18 protein-coding genes are annotated in these 14,378 nt (G+C 54.0%); 15 read left to right on the forward strand and 3 right to left on the reverse strand.

Going from position 1 to position 14,378, the window contains the following annotated elements; genetic code table 11:
• Positions 1 to 171 precede the first annotated feature (171 nt).
• Together eco and FQ015_RS07010 are read right to left on the reverse strand one after the other, a co-directional pair.
• Positions 172 to 660 (reverse strand): serine protease inhibitor ecotin, encoded by a 489-nt coding sequence (gene eco / locus FQ015_RS07005; protein WP_000849212.1) that lies wholly within the window; start codon positions 658 to 660, stop codon positions 172 to 174.
• Between the two features lie 133 nt (positions 661 to 793).
• A complete protein-coding gene (locus tag FQ015_RS07010; RefSeq protein WP_032303389.1) occupies positions 794 to 958 on the reverse strand; it encodes a hypothetical protein in 165 nt (54 codons plus the stop codon).
• A 108-nt stretch (positions 959 to 1,066) separates the two neighbouring features.
• Between FQ015_RS07010 and napF the strand changes: the two genes are divergently transcribed.
• The 15 genes from napF to ccmH are packed head-to-tail and all read left to right on the forward strand — an operon-like array spanning position 1,067 to position 13,206.
• Positions 1,067 to 1,561 (forward strand): ferredoxin-type protein NapF, encoded by a 495-nt coding sequence (gene napF / locus FQ015_RS07015; protein ID WP_000686723.1) that lies wholly within the window; start codon positions 1,067 to 1,069, stop codon positions 1,559 to 1,561.
• Positions 1,551 to 1,814 (forward strand): chaperone NapD, encoded by a 264-nt coding sequence (gene napD / locus FQ015_RS07020; RefSeq protein WP_000557378.1) that lies wholly within the window; start codon positions 1,551 to 1,553, stop codon positions 1,812 to 1,814. Before napF ends, napD begins: the two co-directional genes overlap by 11 nt.
• Positions 1,811 to 4,297 (forward strand): periplasmic nitrate reductase subunit alpha, encoded by a 2,487-nt coding sequence (gene napA / locus FQ015_RS07025; RefSeq protein WP_000778067.1) that lies wholly within the window; start codon positions 1,811 to 1,813, stop codon positions 4,295 to 4,297. The genes napD and napA overlap by 4 nt, the downstream gene beginning before the upstream one ends.
• A gap of 6 nt (positions 4,298 to 4,303) precedes the next feature.
• Complete coding sequence (gene napG / locus FQ015_RS07030) at positions 4,304 to 4,999, forward strand: ferredoxin-type protein NapG (protein WP_001567742.1); 696 nt, start codon at positions 4,304 to 4,306, stop codon at positions 4,997 to 4,999.
• On the forward strand, positions 4,986 to 5,849 hold the full coding sequence (gene napH, locus FQ015_RS07035) for a quinol dehydrogenase ferredoxin subunit NapH (RefSeq protein ID WP_000013499.1): 864 nt from the start codon (positions 4,986 to 4,988) through the stop codon (positions 5,847 to 5,849). Before napG ends, napH begins: the two co-directional genes overlap by 14 nt.
• Positions 5,846 to 6,295, forward strand: coding sequence for a nitrate reductase cytochrome c-type subunit (gene napB, locus FQ015_RS07040; protein ID WP_000835174.1), 450 nt, complete (start codon positions 5,846 to 5,848; stop codon positions 6,293 to 6,295). The genes napH and napB overlap by 4 nt, the downstream gene beginning before the upstream one ends.
• 9 nt (positions 6,296 to 6,304) lie before the next feature.
• The gene (gene napC / locus FQ015_RS07045) at positions 6,305 to 6,907 is read left to right on the forward strand and encodes a cytochrome c-type protein NapC (protein ID WP_000528376.1); all 603 of its coding nucleotides are present in this window, start codon (positions 6,305 to 6,307) and stop codon (positions 6,905 to 6,907) included.
• 12 nt (positions 6,908 to 6,919) lie between these two features.
• Positions 6,920 to 7,543 carry a cytochrome c biogenesis heme-transporting ATPase CcmA gene (gene ccmA, locus FQ015_RS07050; RefSeq protein ID WP_332218553.1) on the forward strand — a complete coding sequence of 208 codons (624 nt, stop codon included), beginning with the start codon at positions 6,920 to 6,922 and terminating at the stop codon, positions 7,541 to 7,543.
• The gene (gene ccmB, locus FQ015_RS07055; protein ID WP_000971730.1) at positions 7,540 to 8,202 is read left to right on the forward strand and encodes a heme exporter protein CcmB; all 663 of its coding nucleotides are present in this window, start codon (positions 7,540 to 7,542) and stop codon (positions 8,200 to 8,202) included. Before ccmA ends, ccmB begins: the two co-directional genes overlap by 4 nt.
• A 41-nt stretch (positions 8,203 to 8,243) precedes the next feature.
• Positions 8,244 to 8,981: a heme exporter protein CcmC gene (ccmC, locus tag FQ015_RS07060; RefSeq protein WP_001295447.1), complete on the forward strand. Its 738-nt coding sequence runs from the start codon at positions 8,244 to 8,246 to the stop codon at positions 8,979 to 8,981.
• The gene (ccmD, locus tag FQ015_RS07065) at positions 8,978 to 9,187 is read left to right on the forward strand and encodes a heme exporter protein CcmD (RefSeq protein WP_000186540.1); all 210 of its coding nucleotides are present in this window, start codon (positions 8,978 to 8,980) and stop codon (positions 9,185 to 9,187) included. The genes ccmC and ccmD overlap by 4 nt, the downstream gene beginning before the upstream one ends.
• A complete protein-coding gene (gene ccmE, locus FQ015_RS07070; protein ID WP_001026418.1) occupies positions 9,184 to 9,663 on the forward strand; it encodes a cytochrome c maturation protein CcmE in 480 nt (159 codons plus the stop codon). The genes ccmD and ccmE overlap by 4 nt, the downstream gene beginning before the upstream one ends.
• Positions 9,660 to 11,603 carry a cytochrome c-type biogenesis heme lyase CcmF gene (ccmF, locus tag FQ015_RS07075; protein WP_160523889.1) on the forward strand — a complete coding sequence of 648 codons (1,944 nt, stop codon included), beginning with the start codon at positions 9,660 to 9,662 and terminating at the stop codon, positions 11,601 to 11,603. The genes ccmE and ccmF overlap by 4 nt, the downstream gene beginning before the upstream one ends.
• Positions 11,600 to 12,157 (forward strand): thiol:disulfide interchange protein DsbE, encoded by a 558-nt coding sequence (gene dsbE, locus FQ015_RS07080; protein ID WP_000824443.1) that lies wholly within the window; start codon positions 11,600 to 11,602, stop codon positions 12,155 to 12,157. Before ccmF ends, dsbE begins: the two co-directional genes overlap by 4 nt.
• The gene (ccmH, locus tag FQ015_RS07085) at positions 12,154 to 13,206 is read left to right on the forward strand and encodes a cytochrome c-type biogenesis thiol:disulfide oxidoreductase CcmH (RefSeq protein WP_160523890.1); all 1,053 of its coding nucleotides are present in this window, start codon (positions 12,154 to 12,156) and stop codon (positions 13,204 to 13,206) included. Before dsbE ends, ccmH begins: the two co-directional genes overlap by 4 nt.
• Positions 13,207 to 13,418: 212 nt before the next feature.
• Here the strand turns inward: ccmH and narP are convergent, their stop codons facing one another.
• Positions 13,419 to 14,066: a nitrate/nitrite response regulator protein NarP gene (gene narP, locus FQ015_RS07090; protein ID WP_001113637.1), complete on the reverse strand. Its 648-nt coding sequence runs from the start codon at positions 14,064 to 14,066 to the stop codon at positions 13,419 to 13,421.
• Between the last annotated feature and the right edge of the window lie 312 nt (positions 14,067 to 14,378).

Consider the following 14,378-nt stretch of genomic DNA (forward strand, 5'->3'; position numbering starts at 1 on the left):
TGTCGGATGCGGCGTGACCGCCTTATCCGACCTACGGGGTGGAGCACTTCACAGCGGTGTAGGCCTGATAAGACGCGTCAGCGTCGCATCAGTCAACCGGCTTGGGCGTTAGATGTCGGATGCGGCGTGACCGCCTTATCCGACCTACGGGGTGGAGCACTTCACGGCAGTTTAGCGGACTACCGCGTTGTCAATTTTCTCTTCCGCCTTCCAGATGCGGTATTTCACATCTACATTGTCTGGCGTATACACCACGATCGGCAGCTTGCTGTTGTAACGCAGCATTCCAGCATCGCCCAGATACGCGGTGACAAATTTCTTCTCTTTCTTGCCATCCGGGCAGGCCATCATCGTGGAAACCGGCGAGCTAACTTTATCAAAGACGTAATAATCATAGCCCCAGCCTTCCAGCGTTTTGCTTTCCAGCTTCCCGCCGAGACGATGCAAATTGCAATCGACTTCCAGCGTCTGACCGATTAACAGTTCTACTTTCAGGGTAGATTCATCTTCTTGCGGGGTTAACTGAATCACCTGACGCTTCATGCCTTTTTCAGCTTGCGGATAAGGCGCGATTTTTTCCAGTGGCTGGACGCTCTCTGCCGCCCAGGCGGAAGTGGTAGCGAAAGCGGCAAACAATACTGCAGGTAGAATGGTCTTCATTGTTGTATTCCCTTCGTCATTTATAGGTTTTCACCGATGATGTCGCTGAAGGTTAACATATTCATCAGATTTATTAATTTGCTTTATGAATAACTAAAAGAACATTCAGACAATTTTACCTTCTCTTTTAGTGTTAAATTCTGAGGAGTGGTAAAGCCTTGAGAAATATCTCTGGCGAATTAATCGCTATATAAATATGTTTATAACCATTTGAAATGTGAGCAAAAGCCCGTTTTTGCCACTCTTCCCACCACTCTTTTGATCCTGCTACAGGTTTTACCCCGATCGGGGTATGCATCTTTGACACATCCTTTAATATCTTAGCGGCTATAAAAATGGCTTATTAATTATGCGGTTTATTTGGTCGCTCTCAATTTTCAGAGCGTATTAATGATGGAAGGTCAATGTGAAGATTGATGCATCCCGTCGGGGCATACTCACTGGTCGCTGGCGCAAAGCCAGTAACGGTATCCGTCCGCCCTGGTCCGGTGATGAATCTCATTTTCTGACCCATTGCACCCGCTGTGACGCCTGTATTAATGCTTGTGAAAACAACATTCTGCAACGCGGCGCGGGGGGCTATCCGAGCGTTAATTTCAAAAATAACGAGTGCAGCTTCTGTTATGCCTGCGCGCAAGCTTGCCCCGAATCGCTATTTTCTCCGCGCCACACCAGGGCCTGGGATTTGCAGTTCACCATTGGGGACGCGTGCCTGGCGTATCAGTCAGTTGAATGCCGCCGCTGTCAGGATAGCTGTGAGCCAATGGCAATTATCTTTCGCCCGACGCTCTCCGGGATCTACCAGCCGCAACTTAATAGCCAACTTTGCAACGGATGTGGAGCATGTGCAGCCAGCTGTCCGGTATCAGCCATAACTGCGGAGTATCTCCATGCACACTAACTGGCAAGTTTGCAGCCTGGTCGTGCAGGCCAAAAGCGAACGAATTTCAGACATCAGCACCCAACTGAACGCCTTTCCCGGCTGTGAAGTCGCTGTCAGCGACGCGCCGAGCGGTCAGTTGATTGTGGTGGTGGAAGCAGAAGACAGCGAAACGCTGATCCAAACCATTGAGTCAGTACGCAACGTAGAGGGCGTGCTGGCGGTGTCGCTGGTTTATCACCAGCAGGAAGAGCAAGGTGAGGAAACACCATGAAACTCAGTCGTCGTAGCTTTATGAAAGCTAACGCCGTTGCGGCCGCTGCGGCGGCTGCCGGTCTCAGCGTGCCGGGCGTTGCCCGCGCCGTTGTTGGTCAGCAGGAAGCCATTAAATGGGATAAAGCACCATGCCGTTTCTGCGGTACTGGTTGTGGCGTTCTGGTCGGAACGCAGCAGGGGCGTGTGGTGGCCTGTCAGGGCGACCCGGACGCACCGGTTAACCGTGGTCTGAACTGCATTAAGGGCTATTTCCTGCCCAAAATCATGTACGGTAAAGACCGTTTGACGCAGCCGCTTCTGCGTATGAAAAACGGTAAATATGACAAAGAAGGCGAGTTCACCCCAATCACCTGGGATCAAGCCTTCGATGTGATGGAAGAAAAATTCAAAACTGCCCTGAAAGAAAAAGGGCCGGAATCGATCGGTATGTTCGGTTCTGGTCAGTGGACTATCTGGGAAGGTTATGCCGCGTCCAAGCTGTTCAAAGCGGGCTTCCGTTCGAACAACATCGACCCGAACGCGCGTCACTGTATGGCGTCGGCGGTAGTTGGCTTTATGCGTACCTTTGGTATGGATGAGCCGATGGGCTGCTATGACGACATCGAACAGGCTGACGCATTTGTGCTGTGGGGCGCTAACATGGCGGAGATGCACCCGATCCTCTGGTCGCGCATTACCAACCGTCGTCTCTCTAACCAGAACGTCACCGTGGCGGTGCTTTCTACCTACCAGCATCGTAGCTTCGAGCTGGCGGATAACGGCATCATCTTTACGCCACAGTCTGACCTGGTGATCCTGAACTACATCGCCAACTATATCATTCAAAACAACGCGATAAATCAGGACTTCTTTAGCAAACACGTTAACCTGCGCAAAGGGGCGACGGACATCGGCTACGGTTTACGTCCGACCCATCCGCTGGAAAAAGCAGCGAAGAATCCGGGTTCTGACGCCTCCGAACCGATGAGCTTTGAAGATTACAAAGCCTTCGTTGCTGAGTATACGCTGGAAAAAACCGCTGAAATGACCGGCGTGCCGAAAGACCAGTTAGAACAACTGGCGCAGCTGTATGCCGATCCGAACAAGAAAGTCATCTCCTACTGGACGATGGGCTTCAACCAGCATACCCGTGGTGTGTGGGCCAACAACCTGGTCTACAACCTGCACCTGCTGACCGGCAAAATTTCCCAGCCGGGTTGCGGTCCGTTCTCCCTGACCGGGCAGCCTTCCGCGTGTGGTACTGCGCGTGAAGTGGGCACCTTTGCTCACCGTCTGCCTGCGGACATGGTGGTGACCAACGAGAAACACCGTGATATCTGCGAGAAGAAGTGGAATATCCCGAGCGGCACCATTCCGGCGAAAATCGGCCTGCACGCGGTGGCACAGGACCGTGCGCTGAAAGACGGCAAGCTGAATGTTTACTGGACCATGTGTACCAACAACATGCAGGCCGGGCCGAACATCAATGAAGAGCGTATGCCGGGCTGGCGCGATCCGCGCAACTTTATCATCGTTTCCGATCCGTATCCGACGGTCAGTGCGCTGGCAGCGGACTTGATCCTGCCGACCGCAATGTGGGTAGAAAAAGAGGGTGCTTACGGTAACGCCGAACGCCGTACTCAATTCTGGCGTCAGCAGGTACAGGCACCGGGCGAAGCGAAATCGGATCTCTGGCAGTTAGTTCAGTTCTCCCGCCGCTTCAAAACTGAAGAAGTGTGGCCGGAAGAGTTGCTGGCGAAGAAACCGGAACTGCGTGGCAAAACGCTGTATGAGGTTCTGTATGCCACCCCGGAAGTGAGCAAATTCCCGGTATCCGAACTGGCAGAAGATCAGTTGAACGATGAATCCCGCGAGCTGGGCTTCTATCTGCAAAAAGGGCTGTTCGAAGAGTATGCATGGTTTGGTCGCGGTCACGGTCACGATCTCGCGCCGTTCGATGACTACCACAAAGCGCGCGGTCTGCGCTGGCCGGTGGTTAACGGTAAAGAAACGCAGTGGCGTTATAGCGAAGGTAACGACCCGTACGTGAAAGCGGGTGAAGGCTACAAGTTCTACGGTAAACCGGATGGCAAAGCGGTGATCTTCGCACTGCCGTTTGAACCGGCGGCGGAAGCACCGGATGAAGAGTACGATCTGTGGCTCTCTACCGGGCGTGTCCTGGAGCACTGGCACACCGGCAGTATGACTCGCCGTGTACCGGAACTGCACCGTGCCTTCCCGGAAGCGGTCCTGTTTATTCATCCGCTGGATGCGAAAGCGCGCGATCTGCGTCGTGGCGACAAAGTGAAAGTGGTTTCTCGCCGTGGCGAAGTGATCTCGATTGTTGAAACGCGCGGTCGTAACCGTCCGCCGCAGGGCCTGGTGTATATGCCGTTCTTCGACGCCGCACAGCTGGTTAACAAACTGACGCTGGATGCGACCGATCCGCTCTCGAAAGAGACGGACTTCAAGAAGTGTGCGGTCAAACTGGAGAAGGTGTAAGCCATTATGTCCCGGTCAGCGAAACCTCAAAATGGTCGCCGCCGCTTTCTGCGCGATGTCGTTCGCACAGCTGGCGGGCTGGCTGCCGTGGGTGTGGCGCTGGGGTTACAACAGCAAACCGCACGCGCATCTGGTGTGCGGTTGCGCCCACCCGGAGCCATAAACGAGAACGCCTTTGCCAGTGCCTGTGTACGTTGCGGTCAGTGTGTTCAGGCTTGCCCTTACGACACCTTAAAACTGGCGACACTGGCCTCTGGCCTGTCGGCAGGTACGCCGTACTTTGTCGCGCGGGATATTCCTTGCGAAATGTGTGAGGACATTCCGTGCGCCAAAGTGTGCCCGAGCGGTGCGCTGGATCGAGATATCGAATCGATCGACGACGCGCGGATGGGGCTGGCGGTGCTGGTGGATCAGGAGAACTGCCTCAACTTTCAGGGGCTGCGCTGCGATGTTTGCTATCGCGAATGCCCGAAAATTGATGAGGCAATCACCCTGGAGCTGGAGCGTAACACGCGTACCGGTAAGCACGCCCGTTTTCTGCCAACGGTTCACAGCGACGCCTGTACCGGCTGCGGTAAGTGCGAAAAAGTGTGCGTGCTGGAACAACCCGCAATCAAGGTGTTACCGCTGTCACTGGCGAAAGGGGAGTTAGGTCACCATTACCGCTTCGGCTGGCTGGAGGGGAACAATGGCAAATCGTAAACGTGACGCTGGGCGCGAGGCGCTGGAGAAAAAAGGCTGGTGGCGCAGCCACCGTTGGCTGGTGTTGCGTCGCCTTTGTCAGTTCTTCGTGCTGGGGATGTTTTTGAGCGGCCCGTGGTTTGGTGTGTGGATCTTGCACGGCAACTACAGCAGTAGCCTGTTATTCGACACCGTTCCACTGACCGATCCGCTGATGACGTTGCAAAGTCTTGCCAGCGGTCATCTGCCTGCCACGGTGGCGCTGACCGGTGCAGTGATTATCACCGTGCTCTACGCCCTGGCAGGAAAGCGATTATTTTGCAGCTGGGTCTGCCCGCTGAACCCGATTACCGACTTAGCAAATTGGTTACGCAGGCGTTTTGACCTCAATCAGTCTGCGACGATCCCTCGCCACATTCGCTACGTGCTGTTGGTGATCATTCTGGTGGGATCGGCCTTAACTGGCACGCTCATCTGGGAATGGATCAACCCCGTTTCCCTGATGGGGCGTAGCCTGGTAATGGGCTTCGGCAGCGGCGCGCTGCTTATTCTCGCGCTGTTTTTATTTGATCTACTGGTCGTTGAACACGGCTGGTGCGGGCACATTTGTCCGGTTGGTGCACTGTATGGCGTGCTGGGTAGTAAAGGTGTGATTACCGTTGCGGCCACCGATCGGCAGAAATGTAACCGCTGTATGGATTGTTTTCATGTTTGCCCGGAACCGCATGTGCTACGTGCCCCGGTGCTGGATGAACAAAGCCCGGTGCAGGTCACCAGCCGCGATTGCATGACGTGCGGTCGCTGCGTGGATGTCTGTTCTGAGGATGTATTTACAATAACTACACGATGGAGTTCGGGAGCGAAATCATGAAAAGCCATGACCTGAAGAAAGCGCTGTGTCAATGGACGGCGATGCTGGCCCTGGTGGTAAGCGGCGCGGTTTGGGCGGCTAATGGCGTCGATTTTAGCCAGTCGCCGGAAGTATCCGGGACGCAGGAAGGGGCCATTCGGATGCCAAAAGAGCAGGATCGGATGCCGCTGAACTATGTGAATCAGCCGCCAATGATCCCGCATAGCGTTGAAGGTTATCAGGTAACGACCAATACCAACCGCTGCTTGCAGTGCCACGGTGTCGAAAGCTATCGCACCACTGGCGCGCCGCGCATTAGTCCTACTCACTTTATGGACAGCGACGGCAAAGTGGGCGCAGAAGTGGCTCCGCGTCGTTATTTCTGTCTGCAATGTCACGTACCGCAGGCCGATACCGCGCCAATCGTGGGGAATACCTTTACCCCATCAAAAGGTTACGGGAAATAAGAGGTTATTATGGGAAATTCTGACCGTAAGCCTGGTCTGATTAAGCGCCTGTGGAAATGGTGGCGTACCCCCAGCCGTCTGGCACTGGGGACGCTGCTGTTGATCGGCTTTGTTGGCGGTATCGTTTTCTGGGGCGGCTTTAACACCGGGATGGAAAAAGCTAACACTGAAGAGTTTTGCATTAGCTGCCACGAAATGCGTAACACGGTGTATCAGGAATACATGGATTCCGTGCACTACAACAACCGTAGCGGCGTCCGTGCGACCTGTCCGGATTGTCACGTTCCGCACGAGTTTGTGCCGAAGATGATACGCAAGCTCAAAGCAAGTAAAGAGCTGTATGGTAAAATTTTTGGCGTTATTGACACGCCGCAGAAATTTGAAGCTCATCGCCTGACGATGGCACAGAATGAGTGGCGGCGCATGAAGGACAATAACTCGCAGGAGTGTCGTAACTGTCACAACTTCGAGTATATGGATACAACCGCCCAGAAATCAGTTGCCGCTAAGATGCACGACCAGGCGGTGAAAGATGGGCAAACCTGTATTGATTGCCATAAAGGGATAGCGCACAAGCTGCCCGATATGCGCGAAGTCGAGCCAGGTTTTTAACAGGGTTATTGCGTGGGTATGCTTGAAGCCAGAGAGTTACTTTGCGAGCGGGATGAACGAACCTTATTTAGTGGCTTGTCATTTACGCTGAACGCAGGCGAGTGGGTACAAATCACCGGTAGCAACGGCGCGGGGAAGACAACGCTTCTCCGTTTGCTGACGGGGTTGTCTCGCCCTGACGCAGGCGAGGTTCTCTGGCAAGGGCAGCCCTTGCATCAGGTACGCGACAGCTACCATCAAAACCTGTTATGGATAGGCCATCAGCCGGGGATCAAAACCCGGCTGACGGCGTTAGAAAATCTGCACTTTTATCATCGCGATGGCGATACCGTACAATGTCTGGAAGCCCTGGCGCAGGCCGGGCTTGCCGGATTCGAAGATATTCCTGTAAATCAACTTTCTGCCGGGCAACAACGCCGCGTCGCTTTAGCGCGTCTGTGGCTGACCCGTGCCACGTTATGGATACTCGACGAGCCTTTTACCGCGATTGACGTTAACGGCGTCGATCGTCTGACCCAGCGTATGGCGCAGCATACGGAGCAGGGGGGGATTGTGATTCTGACTACCCACCAGCCGCTCAACGTTACTGAAAGTAAAATCCGCCGCATTTCACTGACGAAAACGAGGGCCGAATAATGTTCTGGCGAATTTTCCGTCTTGAACTGCGCGTGGCGTTTCGTCATAGCGCCGAAATCGCTAACCCGCTGTGGTTCTTCCTGATTGTAATTACCCTTTTTCCGCTCAGTATCGGTCCGGAGCCGCAACTGCTCGCGCGTATTGCGCCGGGCATTATCTGGGTTGCAGCGCTGCTTTCATCCTTGCTGGCACTGGAACGACTGTTCCGTGACGATTTGCAGGACGGCAGTCTTGAACAATTGATGTTGTTGCCGTTACCCTTGCCCGCCGTTGTGCTGGCGAAGGTGATGGCGCACTGGATGGTAACAGGTCTGCCGTTACTCATCCTTTCGCCTCTGGTAGCAATGCTACTGGGAATGGATGTTTATGGCTGGCAAGTGATGGCGCTGACGCTGCTGCTGGGAACCCCAACGCTTGGTTTTCTCGGTGCACCGGGCGTGGCGCTGACAGTGGGACTTAAGCGCGGTGGTGTGCTGCTCAGCATACTGGTATTACCGCTGACTATCCCATTACTCATCTTTGCCACCGCCGCGATGGACGCGGCTTCCATGCATTTGCCCGTTGACGGGTATCTGGCAATTTTAGGCGCGTTGTTGGCAGGCACCGCGACATTAAGTCCTTTTGCGACGGCGGCAGCGTTACGAATCAGCATTCAATAACGCTGGATTACTGATTTTTGTTCGAGTCTGGTATCGAAACTATGTGGAAAACACTGCATCAACTGGCGATCCCACCACGGCTGTATCAAATCTGTGGCTGGTTTATACCGTGGCTGGCAATTGCCAGTGTGGTCGTGCTTACCGTCGGCTGGATCTGGGGATTCGGCTTTGCTCCGGCTGATTATCAGCAGGGAAATAGCTACCGCATTATCTACCTGCATGTGCCTGCGGCGATCTGGTCGATGGGCATTTATGCATCAATGGCGGTGGCAGCGTTTATTGGCCTGGTCTGGCAGATGAAAATGGCCAACCTGGCGGTGGCGGCGATGGCCCCCATTGGTGCCGTGTTTACCTTTATTGCCCTGGTTACCGGCTCTGCATGGGGAAAACCGATGTGGGGCACCTGGTGGGTATGGGATGCACGTCTGACTTCTGAACTGGTGCTGCTGTTTCTGTATGTTGGTGTCATTGCCCTGTGGCACGCCTTCGACGACCGTCGTCTGGCGGGCCGTGCGGCAGGTATCCTGGTGCTGATTGGCGTGGTGAATCTGCCGATTATTCATTACTCCGTGGAGTGGTGGAACACCCTGCATCAGGGATCAACGCGGATGCAGCAAAGTATCGATCCGGCGATGCGTTCGCCGCTGCGCTGGTCGATTTTTGGCTTCCTGCTGCTGTCTGCCACGCTGACGCTGATGCGGATGCGTAATTTAATTTTGCTGATGGAAAAACGCCGTCCGTGGGTGAGTGAACTGATACTGAAAAGAGGCCGTAAATGACCCCTGCATTTGCTTCCTGGAATGAATTTTTCGCAATGGGCGGTTACGCCTTTTTTGTCTGGCTGGCGGTGGTGATGACCGTTATTCCGCTGGTGGTTTTGGTCGTGCACTCGGTGATGCAGCATCGCGCAATTCTGCGTGGCGTGGCGCAACAGCGGGCGCGTGAGGCGCGTTTACGTGCTGCGCAACAGCAGGAGGCTGCATGAATATTCGCCGTAAAAACCGTTTGTGGATTGCCTGTGCCGTGCTGGCGGGGCTGGCACTGACTATCGGCCTGGTGTTGTATGCGCTGCGCTCGAATATCGATCTTTTTTATACGCCGGGGGAAATTCTCTACGGCAAGCGTGAAACTCAACAGATGCCGGAAGTCGGTCAGCGTCTGCGCGTTGGCGGGATGGTGATGCCGGGTAGTGTGCAGCGCGATCCCAATTCGCTGAAAGTAACGTTCACCATTTACGACGCTGAAGGTTCAGTAGATGTCTCTTACGAAGGCATTTTGCCGGATCTGTTCCGTGAAGGGCAGGGCGTAGTGGTGCAGGGCGAACTGGAAAAAGGTAATCATATCCTCGCGAAAGAAGTACTGGCGAAACACGATGAAAACTACACGCCGCCAGAAGTCGAGAAAGCGATGGAAGCTAATCACCGTCGCCCGGCGAGTGTTTATAAGGACCCAGCATCATGATGCCAGAAATTGGTAACGGACTGCTGTGCCTGGCGCTAGGAATTGCGCTGTTGCTGTCCGTGTATCCGCTATGGGGCGTGGCGCGCGGGGATGCGCGCATGATGGCTTCTTCGCGCTTGTTTGCCTGGCTGCTGTTTATGTCTGTGGCTGGCGCATTTCTGGTGCTGGTCAATGCTTTCGTGGTCAACGACTTTACCGTCACCTATGTTGCCAGCAACTCCAATACCCAGCTTCCGGTGTGGTATCGCGTAGCGGCAACCTGGGGTGCGCATGAAGGCTCGCTACTGCTGTGGGTGCTGCTGATGAGCGGCTGGACATTTGCGGTGGCGATTTTTAGTCAGCGTATTCCGCTGGATATTGTGGCCCGTGTACTGGCGATAATGGGGATGGTCAGTGTCGGCTTTTTGCTGTTCATTCTCTTTACCTCTAACCCGTTCTCACGCACGTTGCCGAACTTCCCGATTGAAGGGCGCGATCTTAACCCGCTGTTGCAGGATCCAGGGCTGATCTTCCATCCGCCTCTGCTCTATATGGGGTACGTCGGTTTCTCGGTGGCGTTTGCTTTTGCCATTGCTTCTTTGCTGAGTGGGCGTCTGGACAGCACTTACGCACGCTTTACCCGTCCGTGGACGCTGGCGGCGTGGATCTTCCTGACGCTCGGCATTGTGCTCGGTTCCGCATGGGCCTATTACGAACTCGGCTGGGGCGGCTGGTGGTTCTGGGATCCGGTAGAAAACGCCTCGTTTATGCCGTGGCTGGTGGGGACTGCGCTGATGCACTCACTGGCGGTCACTGAACAACGCGCCAGCTTCAAAGCGTGGACATTACTGCTGGCAATCAGTGCCTTCTCGTTGTGTCTGTTGGGGACTTTCCTCGTGCGTTCCGGCGTGCTGGTATCGGTACACGCGTTTGCGTCTGATCCGGCGCGCGGTATGTTTATCCTCGCTTTTATGGTGCTGGTGATTGGCGGTTCGCTGCTGCTGTTTGCCGCGCGTGGACACAAAGTTCGCTCACGCATAAACAATGCGCTGTGGTCGCGGGAATCTCTGCTGTTAGCGAACAACGTTTTGCTGGTCGCCGCAATGCTGGTGGTATTGCTGGGGACGCTGCTGCCGCTGGTGCATAAGCAACTTGGGCTGGGCAGTATTTCGATAGGTGAACCGTTCTTCAACACTATGTTTACCTGGCTGATGGTGCCGTTTGCGCTACTGCTTGGTGTCGGTCCACTGGTGCGCTGGGGGCGCGATCGCCCACGTAAAATCCGCAATTTATTGATTATCGCCTTCATCTCTACGCTGGTGCTGTCTCTGCTGTTGCCGTGGCTGTTCGAAAGTAAAGTTGTGGCGATGACGGTGCTCGGCCTGGTAATGGCCTGCTGGATTGCAGTGCTGGCGATTGCGGAAGCTGCGCTGCGTATTTCACGCGGCACGAAAACCACCTTTAGTTATTGGGGCATGGTGGCGGCTCACCTGGGGCTGGCGGTAACAATTGTTGGTATTGCCTTTAGCCAGAACTATAGCGTTGAGCGTGATGTGCGCATGAAGTCCGGTGATAGCATCGATATTCATGAATATCGCTTCACCTTCCGTGATGTCAAAGAAGTGACTGGTCCGAACTGGCGTGGTGGTGTGGCGACTATCGGCGTAACGCGAGAGGGTAAACCGGAAACGGTGCTGTATGCGGAAAAACGTTATTACAACACTGCCGGGTCGATGATGACCGAAGCGGCGATTGACGGCGGCATCACGCGTGACCTGTACGCAGCTCTCGGTGAAGAGCTGGAAAACGGCGCGTGGGCTGTGCGTCTTTACTACAAACCGTTTGTTCGCTGGATTTGGGCGGGCGGGCTGATGATGGCGTTGGGCGGGCTGCTGTGCCTGTTTGATCCTCGCTATCGTAAGCGCGTAAGCCCGCAAAAAACTGCGCCGGAGGCTGTATGAAGCGCAAAGTATTGTTAATTCCTTTGATTATCTTCCTGGCGATTGCCGCGGCGTTGCTGTGGCAGCTGGCACGTAATGCCGAAGGGGATGATCCGACCAATCTGGAATCGGCGCTCATTGGCAAGCCGGTGCCAAAGTTTCGCCTCGAATCACTGGACAATCCGGGGCAGTTTTATCAGGCGGATGTGCTGACTCAGGGCAAACCAGTGCTGCTTAACGTCTGGGCGACCTGGTGTCCGACCTGCCGTGCGGAACATCAATATCTGAATCAGCTTTCTGCGCAGGGCATCCGAGTGGTCGGCATGAACTATAAAGACGATCGCCAGAAGGCAATCAGCTGGCTGAAAGAGCTGGGCAATCCTTACGCACTAAGCCTGTTTGATGGCGACGGCATGTTAGGGCTGGATCTCGGTGTCTATGGTGCACCAGAAACGTTCCTCATCGACGGCAACGGCATCATTCGCTATCGCCATGCGGGTGATCTCAATCCCCGCGTCTGGGAAGAAAAGATCAAGCCGTTGTGGGAGAAATACAGTAAGGAGGCCGCACAATGAGGTTTTTATTGGGCGTGCTGATGCTGATGATCTCCGGCTCAGCGCTGGCGACCATCGACGTGTTGCAGTTTAAAGATGAAGCACAGGAACAACAGTTTCGTCAGCTTACTGAAGAACTGCGCTGCCCGAAATGCCAGAATAACAGCATTGCCGATTCCAACTCGATGATTGCCACCGACCTGCGCCAGAAAGTGTACGAACTGATGCAGGAAGGTAAAAGTAAGAAAGAGATTGTCGATTATATGGTGGCGCGCTATGGCAACTTCGTCACTTACGATCCGCCGTTAACGCCGCTGACCGTTCTGCTGTGGGTGCTACCGGTAGTCGCTATTGGCATTGGCGGTTGGGTTATTTACTCCCGCTCGCGGCGTCGGGTACGCGTGGTGCAGGAAGAGTTTCCTGAACAAAGCGTGCCGGAAGGTAAGCGTGCCGGATATGTTGTTTATCTGCCGGGTATTGTGGTGGCGTTAATTGTGGCTGGCGTCAGCTACTACCAGACCGGCAATTATCAGCAGGTGAAAATTTGGCAGCAGGCCACGGCACAGGCGCCAGCGTTACTGGACAGGGCGCTGGATCCGAAAGCTGAGCCGCTCAACGAAGAAGAGATGTCGCGCCTGGCGCTGGGGATGCGTACTCAACTGCAAAAAAATCCGGGAGATATAGAAGGCTGGATTATGTTGGGACGCGTTGGCATGGCGCTGGGTAACGCCAGTATCGCCACCGATGCATACGCCACTGCGTATCGCCTCGATCCGAAGAACAGTGATGCTGCACTCGGATACGCTGAAGCGTTGACACGTTCATCTGATCCCAATGACAACCGCCTGGGTGGTGAACTGCTACGCCAGTTGGTGAGAACGGACCATAGCAATATCCGTGTGTTAAGCATGTATGCGTTTAATGCCTTTGAGCAGCAGCGATTTGGCGAAGCCGTTGCCGCGTGGGAGATGATGTTGAAACTCTTACCTGCCAACGATACTCGCCGTGCGGTGATTGAACGCAGTATCGCGCAGGCGATGCAACACTTATCACCACTGGAGAGTAAATAAGAACAAGCCCGATGGTGATGCCATCGGGCCAGACTGATGGCAAAGTGCGCTTTGTTTATGCCAGATGCGGCGTAAACGCCTTATTCAGCCTACAAAATCGTGCGAACTCAATACATTGCTCGATCCGCGTAGGCCTGATAAGCGTAGCGCATCGGGCAGTTTTGCGTTTGTCATCAATATCAGCCCGAGGGTAAATCCATCGGGCTATTTTTTTATTGCGCCCCACGTTGTTGCAGGAACAGAATAGTGGCCGCCACGCGTGAGCGGACATTGAGTTTACGCAGCAGATTACGAATGTGTACTTTTACTGTCTGCTCGGAAATATTCAACACCGAGGCAATCTGTTTATTTGACAGCCCCTGTGCCAGCTCGTGCAGAACATCCAGCTCGCGTTCTGTCAGCACGCTGAAGGGGTCTTCTTCCGCGCCAAACATTTCACGTTCACGTAAGTACTGATTGACGCGTTCGCTAAAGACTTTGCTGCCTTTTGCTCCGGCGCGAATCGCTTCCAACAACACTTCCGGATCGCTGTCTTTCAACAGATAACCGTCTGCGCCTGCGTCTATCAGCGCAAACACATCGCTGGAGGCATCTGATACGGTCAGGATAATAATTTGCGCGGTAACGCCATCCCTGCGCAAGGCATTGAGGGTATCCAGGCCACTCATACCTTTCATATTGAGATCCAGCAAGATCACGTCGATATCCAGTCTATTCGCCAGATCGATAGCACTTGCGCCGTCGCCCGCTTCGGCGACCACTTCAAAGCCAGGATCAAGCTCCAGTAACTGGCGAACACCGCGTCGCATAAGTGGATGATCATCCACAATCATCACCTGAAAAGGCGTTGCTTCAGGCATAGTAGTCTCCTGAGGTTTTATTAGAATCATTATGTTTGAGCGTAGCGTTGGAAACGCTACCAGGCGCGTGAATGTTACCCCATTTTATGTATGGACATGTAGTGAAAAGTACAGCTCAGTAGTTCACCCTCGCATCATTTTCATTATAAAGACGGAATTTTGCATCAGCTTCTCATCAAGAAAAACAACTAAAAAATCAATCACAATACTTGTGCATTTCTTTAAACAGTTTTTAAAAACTGACTCCGGGTATGGCGCTATGGGTATTTTCAGTACCCAATGCTTTTACAGCAATTAATTTCATAGGATGAA

The organism is Escherichia sp. HH26CH (assembly GCF_009820205.1).
GTDB classification, from domain to species: domain Bacteria; phylum Pseudomonadota; class Gammaproteobacteria; order Enterobacterales; family Enterobacteriaceae; genus Escherichia; species Escherichia coli_F.